General features: G+C 63.2%; 18 protein-coding genes. 9 read left to right on the plus strand and 9 right to left on the minus strand.

What is annotated here, in order from left to right:
* Positions 1-31: 31 nt before the first annotated feature.
* The 3 genes from ACZ6YG_RS31150 to ACZ6YG_RS31160 are packed head-to-tail and all read right to left on the minus strand — an operon-like array spanning position 32 to position 1211.
* On the minus strand, positions 32-469 hold the full coding sequence (locus tag ACZ6YG_RS31150) for a hypothetical protein (RefSeq protein ID WP_466019974.1): 438 nt from the start codon (positions 467-469) through the stop codon (positions 32-34).
* Complete coding sequence (locus tag ACZ6YG_RS31155) at positions 466-801, minus strand: hypothetical protein (protein ID WP_466019975.1); 336 nt, start codon at positions 799-801, stop codon at positions 466-468. Before ACZ6YG_RS31155 ends, ACZ6YG_RS31150 begins: the two co-directional genes overlap by 4 nt.
* Positions 798-1211, minus strand: coding sequence for a hypothetical protein (locus tag ACZ6YG_RS31160; protein ID WP_466019976.1), 414 nt, complete (start codon positions 1209-1211; stop codon positions 798-800). The genes ACZ6YG_RS31155 and ACZ6YG_RS31160 overlap by 4 nt, the downstream gene beginning before the upstream one ends.
* Positions 1212-1331: 120 nt before the next feature.
* On the opposite strand from ACZ6YG_RS31160, the gene ACZ6YG_RS31165 reads away from it, so the two are divergent.
* Positions 1332-2549: an XRE family transcriptional regulator gene (locus tag ACZ6YG_RS31165; RefSeq protein WP_466019977.1), complete on the plus strand. Its 1218-nt coding sequence runs from the start codon at positions 1332-1334 to the stop codon at positions 2547-2549.
* On the opposite strand, the gene ACZ6YG_RS31170 is transcribed toward ACZ6YG_RS31165, so the two are convergent.
* Positions 2527-3090, minus strand: a complete 564-nt coding sequence (locus ACZ6YG_RS31170; protein WP_466019978.1) for an NUDIX hydrolase — start codon at positions 3088-3090, stop codon at positions 2527-2529. The genes ACZ6YG_RS31165 and ACZ6YG_RS31170 overlap by 23 nt on opposite strands.
* A 176-nt stretch (positions 3091-3266) precedes the next feature.
* On the opposite strand from ACZ6YG_RS31170, the gene ACZ6YG_RS31175 reads away from it, so the two are divergent.
* Positions 3267-3548 (plus strand): hypothetical protein, encoded by a 282-nt coding sequence (locus ACZ6YG_RS31175; protein ID WP_466019979.1) that lies wholly within the window; start codon positions 3267-3269, stop codon positions 3546-3548.
* A 93-nt stretch (positions 3549-3641) separates the two neighbouring features.
* On the plus strand, positions 3642-4622 hold the full coding sequence (locus tag ACZ6YG_RS31180) for a restriction endonuclease (RefSeq protein WP_466019980.1): 981 nt from the start codon (positions 3642-3644) through the stop codon (positions 4620-4622).
* 246 nt (positions 4623-4868) lie between these two features.
* On the opposite strand, the gene ACZ6YG_RS31185 is transcribed toward ACZ6YG_RS31180, so the two are convergent.
* From ACZ6YG_RS31185 to ACZ6YG_RS31195, 3 genes are all read right to left on the minus strand, one after another.
* Positions 4869-5300: a hypothetical protein gene (locus ACZ6YG_RS31185; RefSeq protein ID WP_466019981.1), complete on the minus strand. Its 432-nt coding sequence runs from the start codon at positions 5298-5300 to the stop codon at positions 4869-4871.
* A 205-nt stretch (positions 5301-5505) separates the two neighbouring features.
* Positions 5506-5982: a hypothetical protein gene (locus ACZ6YG_RS31190; protein ID WP_466020063.1), complete on the minus strand. Its 477-nt coding sequence runs from the start codon at positions 5980-5982 to the stop codon at positions 5506-5508.
* A gap of 496 nt (positions 5983-6478) precedes the next feature.
* Complete coding sequence (locus ACZ6YG_RS31195; RefSeq protein ID WP_148036595.1) at positions 6479-6892, minus strand: GNAT family N-acetyltransferase; 414 nt, start codon at positions 6890-6892, stop codon at positions 6479-6481.
* A 201-nt stretch (positions 6893-7093) separates the two neighbouring features.
* On the opposite strand from ACZ6YG_RS31195, the gene ACZ6YG_RS31200 reads away from it, so the two are divergent.
* On the plus strand, positions 7094-7489 hold the full coding sequence (locus tag ACZ6YG_RS31200) for an SCO4402 family protein (RefSeq protein ID WP_148036596.1): 396 nt from the start codon (positions 7094-7096) through the stop codon (positions 7487-7489).
* A 1180-nt stretch (positions 7490-8669) separates the two neighbouring features.
* Here the strand turns inward: ACZ6YG_RS31200 and ACZ6YG_RS31205 are convergent.
* Entirely contained in the window at positions 8670-9170 is a 501-nt protein-coding gene (locus tag ACZ6YG_RS31205) for a hypothetical protein (protein WP_148037270.1), read from the minus strand.
* Positions 9171-9603: 433 nt separating this feature from the next.
* On the opposite strand from ACZ6YG_RS31205, the gene ACZ6YG_RS31210 reads away from it, so the two are divergent.
* The 3 genes from ACZ6YG_RS31210 to ACZ6YG_RS31220 all read left to right on the plus strand — a co-directional run bounded on the left by ACZ6YG_RS31210 (position 9604) and on the right by ACZ6YG_RS31220 (position 11015).
* A complete protein-coding gene (locus ACZ6YG_RS31210) occupies positions 9604-9807 on the plus strand; it encodes a hypothetical protein (protein ID WP_148036598.1) in 204 nt (67 codons plus the stop codon).
* Positions 9808-10003: 196 nt separating this feature from the next.
* The gene (locus ACZ6YG_RS31215; protein WP_148036599.1) at positions 10004-10306 is read left to right on the plus strand and encodes a DUF6980 family protein; all 303 of its coding nucleotides are present in this window, start codon (positions 10004-10006) and stop codon (positions 10304-10306) included.
* 175 nt (positions 10307-10481) lie between these two features.
* The gene (locus tag ACZ6YG_RS31220; protein WP_466019982.1) at positions 10482-11015 is read left to right on the plus strand and encodes a hypothetical protein; all 534 of its coding nucleotides are present in this window, start codon (positions 10482-10484) and stop codon (positions 11013-11015) included.
* On the opposite strand, the gene ACZ6YG_RS31225 is transcribed toward ACZ6YG_RS31220, so the two are convergent.
* Positions 10996-11469, minus strand: coding sequence for a hypothetical protein (locus ACZ6YG_RS31225; protein WP_148036601.1), 474 nt, complete (start codon positions 11467-11469; stop codon positions 10996-10998). The genes ACZ6YG_RS31220 and ACZ6YG_RS31225 overlap by 20 nt on opposite strands.
* Before the next feature lie 270 nt (positions 11470-11739).
* Here ACZ6YG_RS31225 and ACZ6YG_RS31230 point away from each other — a divergent pair, with 270 nt between their 5' ends.
* Entirely contained in the window at positions 11740-11976 is a 237-nt protein-coding gene (locus tag ACZ6YG_RS31230; protein ID WP_148036602.1) for a hypothetical protein, read from the plus strand.
* Entirely contained in the window at positions 11973-12365 is a 393-nt protein-coding gene (locus ACZ6YG_RS31235) for a type II toxin-antitoxin system VapC family toxin (RefSeq protein ID WP_148036603.1), read from the plus strand. Before ACZ6YG_RS31230 ends, ACZ6YG_RS31235 begins: the two co-directional genes overlap by 4 nt.
* The last annotated feature ends 22 nt before the right edge of the window (positions 12366-12387 follow it).

Raw genomic sequence — 12387 nt, forward strand, 5'->3', positions numbered from 1 at the left:
CGCATTCAAAGGCCAGCAGGATGTAACCGGCTCACAGACCGAAGTGTCGCAAGCAGACGGGGCACGCCCTGGACATCTTCGGCGAGAAGGGCACCGACCAACCGCACACCGGCAAAGGTTCGGCCGGCGAGAAGCACACCCCCATCGCCGTCCTCGGTTGCACGGCGTGGAAGACGATCGCCCCGTGGCTCTTTGACCACCCGGTGACGAAGTCCGGGGCACGATCTATCGCGGCCGGTTCTTCCAGGTCGAGGTCATCCCATCGCAGCGGCCAGCACTGCACGCGGCCCGGCAGCTCATCGGGATCGTCGTCCAGCTTGACCAGCGCCGTGGTCCCGTTGCGCAGCACCGCCACCACCACGCCCTCACGGCCGATCAGCGCCGAGGCATGGGCACGAGTGAACGCGTGACTGTGAAAGGTGCTGACGATCGAGGCCCGGTAGCCGATCCGGGAACTCGCCCACCTCACAACGGCTCCGCCGAGGTACCCAGCGGGACAGAGCCGATCGGGGGTTGCTGGGAGCGGAGTTCGGCGTAACGCATCGCGATGCGCCGAGCAGCCCGGAACGGATCAATCACGGGATGCCAGGCGTAGATGACCCGGTGACGTTCGGCATTCCAGCCGGTGCGCCACCAAAAGCGTGCGCCGTCGCACCAGATGACCAGCCCGACCCAGACCGACACCAGCGCGAGCCCGTATCCATCGTGGACATCGGAGTCGATGCCGTTGCTCCGCAGCACCTCCTGGAGCACTTCGGCCGACTCGCACGGATCCATGACGACAATCGCAGGCGAGATCATGCGCTCACCCGCTCAAACCGCACCGAGCCGGCCGGATCCACGTACGCACGGAAGATGTCCCGTTGTGTCCAGGCGTTTTCACCGGCGCCGAAGTCATAGAACTTGTGCCGGATGATGCCGCAAATAGCCGACTCGCGCGGCATGCCACGCATCGCCGTACGCAACTCGTCCATAGCGGTGGCCTGGAATGCATTCCACCCGCTCGGACCAGGAGTTTCCCCGCTGTCGGCCTGAATACGGATTTCCCACTCAAAGCCCTCTCGCGGCATCTCAGCGGGACCGGGGCAGTAAAGGCAGTCCTCTTGAGCGGACGCGGCCAGGCCCAGGTCAGAGGCCGTCACGTGGCCTCGCCGGGTGACGATCTTCCACCCGCGCCCGTCGCACTCGGTACATCTCACTGGCGTTGTCATGCCGGACAGCATGAGGGCCGATACTTTTCAGACCTATCTCACGCTGATATAGCACGAGCGCATATAGGCTCGGCGTTATCGCACGTCATCATCCCGGCATCGCGAGTTCGGAGGTCCGGAATGCAAAATGGCGCGTTTGATCCAATACAGCTACCCGCATCCGTGTGGGATCGAGACGAAACGCGGGAAATCCTCAAGAAACGCGACATCGCGGCACTGTTCGGCATCGCACGCAAGTACGGAGCCAGCCAGGTCCGCATCGGCACCGCCACCGGCCTTGGCCAGCCGCGCGTCAACAAACTCCTCAACGGCGGCAACACGGTCAAGGAACTCGCCGTCATCGAACGCATCGCCGCCGGCCTACGCCTGCCCGACCACGCCCGCATCCTGCTCGGCCTGGCCCCGCTCAACGGAGCATCACCGGCCAACGATCACGACGACGAGCACGAGGAGCAGGCCCGGGAACTGGCCGACCTGTTGGACAGCGCCGCCACCATCGACCCCACCATGGTCATGATCCTGCGCACCGACACCAACAACCTGCGCCTATTGGACCGCCGCCTCGGGGGAGTGGCCATCGCCGACAAGATGCGCGCCCAGATCTCACAGATCCAGCGAGCCCACCGCCACGCCGTACGCCCCGGCATCCGCGCCGAGTTGGCCCACCTGCTCGCCGAGACCGCTTCACTGGCCGGATGGCAGGCCATCAACGCCCTGGCCCTCACCGACGCCTGGCACCACTACGAGCAAGCCAAAGCCGCCGCCCACGAAGCAGACGATCCCGCCATCCTGGCCTACGTCTCCGGCGAACAGGCATACGTCCTCATGGACCTGGGCCGCCCAGCCGAAGCCGCGGAACTCCTCCAGCACATCCACGCCACCCACCGAGACCGCGTCCCCGCCCGTCTTCGCACCTGGCTCGCCTCAGCCGAAGCGGAAGCCGCAGCGATCCTCGGCGACGAGACCGCCTGCCGCCGCGCGCTCGACCAGGCCGCAGCCGTCCTGCCGGAAGGCGACAACGACCCGGAGACGCCTTACCTGTCCATCAACGCCCACCACTTCGCCCGCTGGCGCGGAAGCTGCCTCCTGCGCTTCGGTGACCCTGGCACTGTCGAAGACCTCCGCTCAGCGCTGGCCGGAATGGACGGCACCTACAACCGTGCCGAAGCAGGCGTCCGATGCGACCTCGGACACGCTCTCCTCGCGGCCGACGACCCCGAAGCCGCCCAGCCCCACATTCACCGCGCCCAGCAGTTGGCCGCTATGACCGGTTGCCGACGCCAGCGACGCCGCATCGACGAGCTGGCCAAAGCCGTCAACCGCGCGCTCGGCCGTTGAGCCACACCTGAGCCTGAAGCACCCCGATCAACGTCCCCGACGTCCAGATGTCCCCGCGGGCAATCATGCCGGGGATCTCCGCCATAGGGACCCACTCGATCCGGTCGGCCTCCACCTCACCCTCAGGCTTGCCCACCAGCTCGGCCCCGCGCCCGACGAACAGGATGTGCTCGGAGTCGACCATGCCGGCCATCGGCTGATACGAGACCAGAAGCTCAAGACCCTTCGGCCGATACCCGGTCTCCTCCTCCACTTCCCGTAGAGCGGTCACCCTCGGATCCTCACCAGCCTCGATCAGCCCGCCAGGAAGCTCCCACCCCCACCTATCGAACACGAACCGATGCCGCCACATCAGCAAGACCCTGTCCTGCTCATCCAGCACGATGGCGATCGCAGCCCGGTCCAAATGCACCACGTGATGCTCGAACCGCTCCCCACCCGGGATCTCCACATCGGCCAGCCCCAACCGAATCCACCGGTTGTCATAGACCAGCCGCTCGCCATGAACGACCCAGCGTGTCAGCTCACCATCATCAGCCACACCGCGAAGGTACCGGCCTACATCCGCTACGTACACGACTTCTCGGCGACCTGAGGCGAGGGGCCGGGATCAGCAGGATCGAAGGGCATCGCAGCGGACCGCCGCCAGCGATTCCAAATCGGCCTCAGTCAGAAGACCTTCTACCGTAATTGATCTACGCGTGGTAGATGTCGACAGTGCCGACCCTCGACCGCGATGACCTCCAGGATCTTCTCAAGCGCCTTACCGGCCGTAGCTCCCTGCGCAGTGAAGCAACGATCCAAGCCGACATACGCCAGATCCTTTTCACCGGCGGGTTGAACCTTCCTGACCATGACCTGGATGTCAACCTCGAAGCCCGGGTAGGAAACCATCCCAGGATCGACATCGAGGTCGACTATACGGTTATCGAAGTCAAAAGGAACCCCGTCAGCGAGACCGTTGTGCCTGAGGCTGAGATTCAGCTCGGGATTACGTGACCACGTGGATACGTGAAACCGAACAGCTGGCATCGAGACCTATAGGACCAATTTCATAAAGGCCTGAAAGAGAGGTTGTCAGTGGCGTCAAGCATGAGTTGGTATGAATTCGAAAAGTTGATCAGAGAGATACTTGAAAGGAGCCTCGAAGGCTACATAGTAGAAGCGCCACCGGTCGGCGCAGATGGTGGCACTGACTTCGTTGCAAGACGGGGGAATGAGACTATTCTCTATGAGGTCAAAGCACTCACCCCGCAAACGCGCTCTCGCATCAACGCGGCCGCACAGCAACTGAAGCACCACGAGGAAAGATTTAAGAAGCGATATCCTCTCGCTCGCCCGCCAAAGCTCGTTTTGGTCGTCTCGATAGTTCTAGCTCCGCAACATATAGAGTTCCTGGCTTCACAGAACGTAGAGGTCATTGATGGGGCGGAGGTCGCCCGGCTCGCGGCGCGGCATGGCTTGCAATACGAAGCGGTCAGAGTGCTTGGCAGTCTACCTGCGGACCAGCAGACTCAAAAGGCCGCGAGGAGAGCGGCGAATATACATGTATCCGATAGGCTCGTAAAAGAATTAGGCGAAACACAATGTGGCCACGGCGATTGGGTTAAGTTCCAGAAGCTCTGTAGGGACATTATTGAATTCCTCTTCTGTCCTCCGCTGGAGCAGCCGATCACCGAAAATTTTGCGCAGCTTTCCTCCAATCGGAGGGATATAATTCTGCCCAATTACTGCATGGATGGATTCTTCTCGTATCTGCGAGTTGTCTACCAGGCTCACCTGCTCACCTTCGATGCAAAGAATAGCTGTAAGGGGATCGGCAAGGATGATGTCCTGCAGATGTCTAACTATCTGTCCGATAAGGGGCTAGGACTGTTCGGGGTGCTGATTGGCAGGACTGGGCCGGATGTGTCGGCGGTAAATACTCGCCGCGATCACTGGGCTGGCCAAGGAAAGATGATTATCTTTCTGGAAGATAGTGATCTGCGTCAGATGATACAGGACAAGATCGATGGCAAAGATCCATCTGTGGTCCTCAGGCAGAAAATTGAGGACTTCAGGCTCTCCGTCTAGTTCCCAACTTTCCCCGAGGCTAACACCACAGTGTTAGAACGGAACGCTGCCGAATAGCTCTTGCAGGTATCAAGGCGGCGGCGCGGCGCGCCGCCGCACCTCCGGCCCTCCGCCCGCCCGCCGTCCGGGCGTGCGGCCTGGAGGCCGGTCCCGGACGGCGGCGGGACACCGGGCCGGGCGCCGCACCCCTGCCGCACCGCACGCAACGAACGCGCCGACCGAACGCCGCACCGCCGCATGACCAGGTCAGTCGTCTGCATCGAGCAGCCCGGCTGCCTCCGGGAATGTCTTCAGGAACTCGCGAAACTCGGGCTCAGACTCCGACTCCGCCCTCTCGCGGATCAGCGCGATCAACCTGAATCGATCCTTGGCCGGCAACTGGCTGAACCTGTGGCTCATCCACTCCAACTGCTCCAGGGCGTCATCAGGATCGACAACCGAGTCATCCGCCGATTCCAGGAACCACGCCAGATCCACAACCAGCCCGGCCAGATTTCGGACTAGCGTCTCGTCTCCGTGCATCAGGTGATCATCCCCGAGAACGCGTTGTCGGACAATACGCCTCTGGCGTGGGTGCTCTGGCTCCAAGATGATCGTCGGCGCGCCCCCGCCGTACCAGCCGAACGCACCAGCCAGGGTTGCCGCGCCGCCGCACAGATGCAGCCCTACGATCGCCACAGCGTGGCCGGTCACCGTGCATGGTCGGGGGCGATCGAAGGTCCAGGGCTTCGTTCCTCAGCCTGGCCCACTGGGCAAGGTGGCTGATGACCATGTGCATGGTGGACGGCGATGAGACCGTGTGAAAGCCAGGTCAGTGATGGGTTTCCGATCTGGCTTTCGATCAATCCTCTCAACAGCTGCTACCCGCTCGGAGCAATCGGATCTACATCAGTACCACCCGGTCAGCGTCGACATCGAACCCGAGATCCGGATGGTCGGGAGATCCCTCCGCACTCATCAACACGGACTTCCCGAGACGCCGTCCGAGCAGGCAGAAGAAATCCACGAGGACGTCCAACCGCTCCTGCCCCTGCAACTCTCTGAGATCGACGTCGAAGTCGATCGACTCGGTTTGATACATGCGGAAGATAATCAGCATGTCGGGGGCCAGCCAGACTCTCAGCTCAGGCACGCCGCCGGCATAGGCAGCCACGGCCATGTCAGCAGCCGAAGTGAGCTGCGTTGGCTCGCCACCCACCGAGTAGGCGTACTGCCAACCCTGCTCCCGAACGAGATCCAGCAGGGCCTGCCAGTCCTTGAGAGTCGTTCCTTCTACAACAACGTCAGGCAACGTTCCGTTGACCTCAGGGTCGAAGAGGACCTTCACGTCATCCCACAGTAGGTCGGGCACAGCATTCATCATCCCTCCAGAACGCGCCTTCGGTGGGGGACTCCGGCTCCGGGATGATCGCCGCGTGGCCCTGGCCCGCTTCCCCTTCGGGCGGGTCGACGGCAGACCGGATGATCAGGCGGACGGCGTGTGCGCGTCGCGCGAGAAACACCAGGTCGCAGGTTGATCGCCGGGCCATTAGCGGGCCATTAAGGGCGGTAACGAGGGGTCAACCACGGTCACTCAGGACCGGCCTTCCGCGCAGCTCAGCACCCTAGTGGGCCATGATCGATGCAGTTCCCAAGCTGACAGCGCGGGTTCGATTCCCGTCACCCGCTCTCTCGGAGAGCCCTGCTCGCCGTCCCTTCGGGTCGGCTTCGCGGGGCTCTTGTGCTGGTCGGGGGGACGACCCCCCGAGCCCCCCGCGTGCCACCCTCGTCTCTCGGCTTCTCGTCTCAGGGCGCGGTTGCTGTTGCCTGGTAGATCGTTCTCGCGTACGCCCGCGCCTCCCTCACGGCGCTAATGATCAAAGTTGCATGAGCCCGGCAGCAGTTGGGCGGAACCCGCATCGCGCATAGAACTCTTCGAGGTGTGGCTCATAGTCGACGTGCAACCACCTGGCACCACGTGAGCGTGCTTCCTGAGCAGCACGCTGCACCAATCGCACGCCCACTCCCTGTCGACGAACTCGGGGGTGCACGGTGGTGTCGAGGATGAAGGCATGGATACCACCATCGGTGGCCACGTTGACGAAGCCCACCAGCGCCCACTCACGGTATGCGGCCACCCAGCAGAGACTGTGGGCCAGCATCCCCGAGAACGAGGCAGGACGATGATCAGGCCACGACGCCCCGAACAACTCGTTCAGCTCCACGTCCCCGAGCGCGGGCCGCACCTCCAACCTGACTTGGTTCTCTGAGGCTTGGTTGCTCGTCACCATGCTGTGCAGGGTGCCATGGATGCCTCTGGCGCAGGCTCTCCGGCTCCGGGATGCTCTCGCGGGCCGACGGGATGATCTCAGTGCGAAGGCAGCTTCCGCGTCCCGAAACGGCACCTGTCAGATGTGATCTAGGGGCCCTCACCGCCGACCACCACGCCCACAACGACGGGACATCGACAAGTCCCAAGTAGCTTGGCTCCCGTGGAGGAAGGACATCTGGGCGAACAGCGGGTTCGGCGGCCAGAGCGACGCGAAGACGTGCTCCATGCACTACGAGCCTTAGGTGACCGCGACTATCAGGACCAACACTGGCGATCCGGGAAGGGATTGCCGGATCTCACTGCTGCCGTGCACTGGCTCATCGATGACACCTTCATCGACCAAAACGGCGCACGAGCACTGATCCCCCACCTTTTCGTTGATCAGCGAGAAGCCGACCTCGTCCAGATGGTGGTGGACGCCCTCTTGCGCGTCCTCGATGACCTCGGCCCTACCGCTCCAGACAACGCCTACCTCGACCATCCTGAGTGGATCAACGTCCTGAACTCGGCCGGCGTCGCCTACCTCGCCTTGTCCTCCGGCACACCAAGGTCGTGATGGAACTTCGCGCAACGCCCTTGTACATAGGAGTGTCAGGCAGGCAGCCGACGTGCGCGCAGTGCGCCGATACTCACGTAGCCTGGCGGCATGTGCCGGTATAGCGCGGACACCTACAAGGTCCACTACGTGTGTTTGCCTTGCCGTGTGACTACCAAGCGACGCCCGGAGCAGCGACCCCAGCTCTGTAATCGCTGCCAGGAGCACATGATTGACGCGGGGCGAGACTTCGCTGCGCCACGTCGGCGTGACAGTCCGGCTTGGCGAGCGTTGGGCGCCGTCCTGTACGCCGGCTTGGACTTCCACTCGTGCGGTTGCAAGGGTCCGGGCTTTCGGCCGCGGACGCCCCGACAGGTCAGGGAACGCCTCCAGGTAGCGGGCCGTCGGGGGATTCCTGCACGGGACGCCATCGCTCTGTATGATCCGTACGAGGCGTGAAACCCCAGGTCGCAGGCTGATCGTCGGGCAATTAGCCAGGGTGACGAGGGGTCAATCACGGTCACTCGCGACCGGGTTTCCGCCCAGCTCAGAGCCCTCACGTGCGCTGATCCGTGCAGTTCCCAAGCTGACAGCGCGGGTTCGATTTCCGTCCCCCGCTCTCGATGTGAGAGCCCAGGTCGGCAGCGGCCCGGGCCGTCGCCGCAGCGCGCGCCCGCCGCACCAAACCATCGCGCCGACCACCAGCACGCCGCCGCCCGATTTGCCGCGCAGCCGCTCCGTCGTGATCAGATAGCTGAACTTCCGGAAGGCTGAACCCGCATGACCAGATGGGCTATACGCACTCTCGCTGCTCCCGCAGCTCCATCGACCTTGATGGTCACCGGTGCATCCGCCCCCATCGACTCCTGGGTCTCTAATACGGAATACGAGGCCGCCTGCCACCCTTACGGAGCTGAACGCAGCATGGAAGGGAACCGGCTTCACACCGGCGACACCTCCACGCCCGTAGTGCCGCCCTGGCCTGGAGCGGCCAGAGTACGGAACATTGTCCTCTGCAAGACAATCACCCGTTGACCTGCCACCAGACGCGTTAGGCCTCCGGCAGGGGCGCTCCGGCTCCGGGATGACCACCAGGAGGTCAGCGTCACGACCGCGCAGGACGCGACCGAGCTCACCGCCGAATGCCATCCGACAGGCTCTCTGTCGATCTCCGGGATTGTGGCTGGTGATCGCTGAGCCTCTAGCGGGTGTACCGCTGATCAGGATCTCCGAACTCCATGCCGTTCTCATCGAGAGCGTTGTAGATCGTCAGACGGTCGTGAGGGAAGAGGAATCCGACAGCGACCATCCCTTGCGCCATGTCGTCACCCTTCCACTCGAGAAGCTCCACGGCTTTCAGCCTCTGTCCCTGCAGGCTCGCCAGCTCGTCAGGCACGCCAGCTCGCCATGCCAGCCGGAATTCTGTCCCCGCCCAATCCAGCGGCTGAGCCGGATCGACCGTGTTCCACGTGATCGAGATCTCATCGAACTTCTGGTGGACGATCTCGGCCTGCTCGCCCTCGAAGTCCAGCAGGACCAAGCCATCGGGGAACCAGACATCTTCGTCGAGGTCCCACACGAGCAGGGCTCGGGTCAGCCTCCGCCCTTCCAGCATGGCGAGTCTCCCACCATGAGTGGTGGCGACCGCCGAACTCCCGCTCAACCATGCGGGCCTGTATCCACTGATCCCGAAGTCGAACATTTGGCGATCATGCCAGGAGTCGATGTCGGGAAGCCAAGCCCTTTCGCGCAAGCTGTTGCGCCGACTGTGGGCGCCGGCACCCGTGCCGGGTTCGATTCCCGTCACCCGCTCTCAACGTGAAAGCCCAGGTCGACCGAGGGATTCGGAGCGAACACGGCTCGTAACGAAGGGCATCGACGAAGCGGGTCGCGTGCTCCCGCTGAGCCTGACCGTCCAGGGTCGCGCCGAGGCTCTTCGTCAGATACTTGGGCATAGGTCGACGGATCCGTCCATAAGCCATTGCGGCATTGCGGTTGGATCGGTTTAAATGACCACTAACTCCACGTGATCTCCACGGCTCATGCGGGGACCATGTGGCAGTCGCGCCGATATGGGACCGTGCAAGGAGTGCGAGATCTCGAAATTACGGTACGACCTCGACCATGCTCGCAACATGTCGATCAGGAGCGAGCCCGACGACGAGCCCATGGTGCCGCCGGCGGGCGGTCGTGGAATCGACATCGCCAAGGTCAAGACCCGAGCCCGACAACTGGCCAGGCGTAGGTTGACGAAACAGGAAGAAAAGGCGTTAAGGCACAGGCTGGCCCTTGTTCGGGCTGAGTACAGGGAGCAGGAGCGCCGCAGAAACGGGCTTTGAACTAGACCGAACAAGAGTCCTCTAGCTCATGTAGGTAATTGGCCAGAAATCCCGCGTCCGGCGGCGGCACGCCGGCTCCAGGATGATCGCCGATCCGCGTGTTGGGACCGTGGACGGTTATGCCTGCTGGTGGCAGTCCGTCTCACGGGTCTGGTCGAGTTCCGTGCTGGTCTCCGTCTGCGAGAGCCTTATCCGCATGAGCGAGTACTGCTGTGATGCGATGGCCCACCAGGTGGCGTGGCGCTGTGACCGTCATGAAGATCCGTTCGAGTGTCCGGACGCCCTGGTGACGTTAGACGCCAGGTTCGATGAGTACGGCCTGATCATCCACGACGGCGGAACCTCGGCCATTGGCATCACCTTCTGCCCCTGGTGTGGAAGCCGCCTACCCGCTTCCCAGCGGGATCGCTGGTTGGAGGAGTTGGAGCAACGCGGGATCGACCCGTGGTCGGACGAGATCCCCGCCGAGTACAGGGACGGGCGCTGGTTGCGCTCATGACGCTCGGCTCTCGGGAAGGCCGACGGTTCGCCTGCCCGCCTTCTTCTATAGCAATTCGAACAGCGAGCCCACGCACTCGGCCAGCAGCGTGCATGTACGACCTGACTTTCGTCAGGGATGTTGATTCACGATCGACAGAGTGATCGCCCCGCCCACCTTTGACAGGCTCGCTCCCGTGAAAACGCTCTTTCCCGGACGGTGGATCGGCGGTGTGACACTCATCCTGGGTCCGGTGATCATGTGCGCCGGATATCTGCTCCGCTACCTGAGCACAGTCACCGCCCTCACCCCTCAGCAGCAGACATGGGCTGAGGCACAGCCGTTCGCCGCCTACGGCCAACTTCTTGCATACACCTCCGAACCCGCCCTCCTCACCCTCGCTTATGCGCTCTTCGCGCTGGGGGCGGTGCTGCTCTTCCCCGCTTTCGTCGCTCTGGCTCAGCGGGTCGGTGGCGGCCTCGCCTTCTGGAGCGCCGCCCTGGTGGTCGCCGGGCTTTTCTCCCGCCTGTACTTCGGGGGCGCCGACCAGACCGCCTTTCAGCTCACCGAGGTCATCGGGCTGGACCAGGCGACGAATGCGGTCATGAAGGAGTACGTCGACATTTCCTACGGACCGTGGCGAATACCGGTCTGGGCCTCGGTTCCCTCTCTGTCAGACTCTCGTGAGCGCACGCGCGCGAGCCACGTATTCACACCTTCCGCACTATGACGCCCGCTGTACGGACGAAGTTCTCCACCGCCGCACGGACCTCCGGAGTCAAGGCCTTCACCGCATCCGTGGATTCGGCCTTGTTCATGCTCCCGGCCAACTCCATGGCACGGTTCGCGAGTCGTCTGATCTCGACATCCTCTGTGATCAGCTCTACCTGATACAGAGCCGTCCACCCCGCCGCGCGTGCGCGCAGGACCTCATCCTCCGCCGTACGAAAGGCTTCGCTGTTCTTGTCCTTGGCTCGCTCGGCCCAGGCCCTCCGTTGAGCTCTCCGGAAGTCCAGAACCATACGCGCGAAGTCGCTGTAGATCTTGATCTGCTCACCCCGAAGCCGCTCGGTTCGAGCGAACCGCTCCGATCTTTCGATGGAACGCCGCTGGAGTAGGTAAGTCATCAGTGAACCTAAGAGGGTCCCTGTGACCGCGATGATAGATGTGACGATCGCCGACATCCCCCGAGTGGACCATGAAGCGCTTTCGAGTGCGAAGTGCCGTCGGTCACTCTTGCCTCCGGCGGGGGCGCTCCGGCTCCGGGGCGATCGCCGCGCCGGACATGAGCTACGGCAGGGGGCTGGAGGTGGAAGCCTGATCATCTCGCGTGCCATCGACCTGGGACAAGCCGAGCAGGCCAGGGCCATGGGTACCAGGCGACGTGCGTGCGCTGTGGAGGGAAGACAGGCCGGGGCTTGCCGCCGTAAGACAAGATGTCTTACTGTGGTGACATGGCTGAGACCATCACCATCCGCAGCGACTCGGAGACCGAGCACGCACTGGATGTCCTCACCCATGACGGCAGCTCGCGCTCGGCGGCTATCCGTCAAGCTGTGCTGGAAGCCGCCCTCCGTAAGGAGCGCGCTGCCGCCATGCGTCGCGCTGTCCTGCGTATGCCGCTCGGCGAACCGGACGGCATCGACATCGCCGCGGAGATCGCCCACAGCCGCGCGGATGAACGCGGATGATCTATCTCGACTCGGCCGCCGTCGTGAAACTCGTCCACGCCGAGGCCGAGTCGCAGGCATTGCGCGACTGGCTCGACGAACGGGCGGAGACTGGATGGACGAGTTCGGTTCTGCTGGAGATCGAGTCATCACGGGTGCTAGCACGCTACGCTCCAGAAGCCATCGCCCGACTTCACCTGGTCCTCGACCTGATCGAGTTGGTGGAACTGGACGCCGGCATTCGCATCCTGGCCCAAACTGTGAGACCGGTGACCGTACGGAGCCTGGACGCTATCCACCTGGCGACCGCTCTCCGCATCCGCTCCCAGCTCACTTCATTCGTCACGTACGACAAACGACTGGCCGATGCTGCCCAGGCAGCCGGACTGACCATCGACATGCCTGCCTGAGGCATCTCTCCACCACCGGGAT

It is taken from the genome of Nonomuraea sp. NPDC054003, assembly GCF_055585125.1.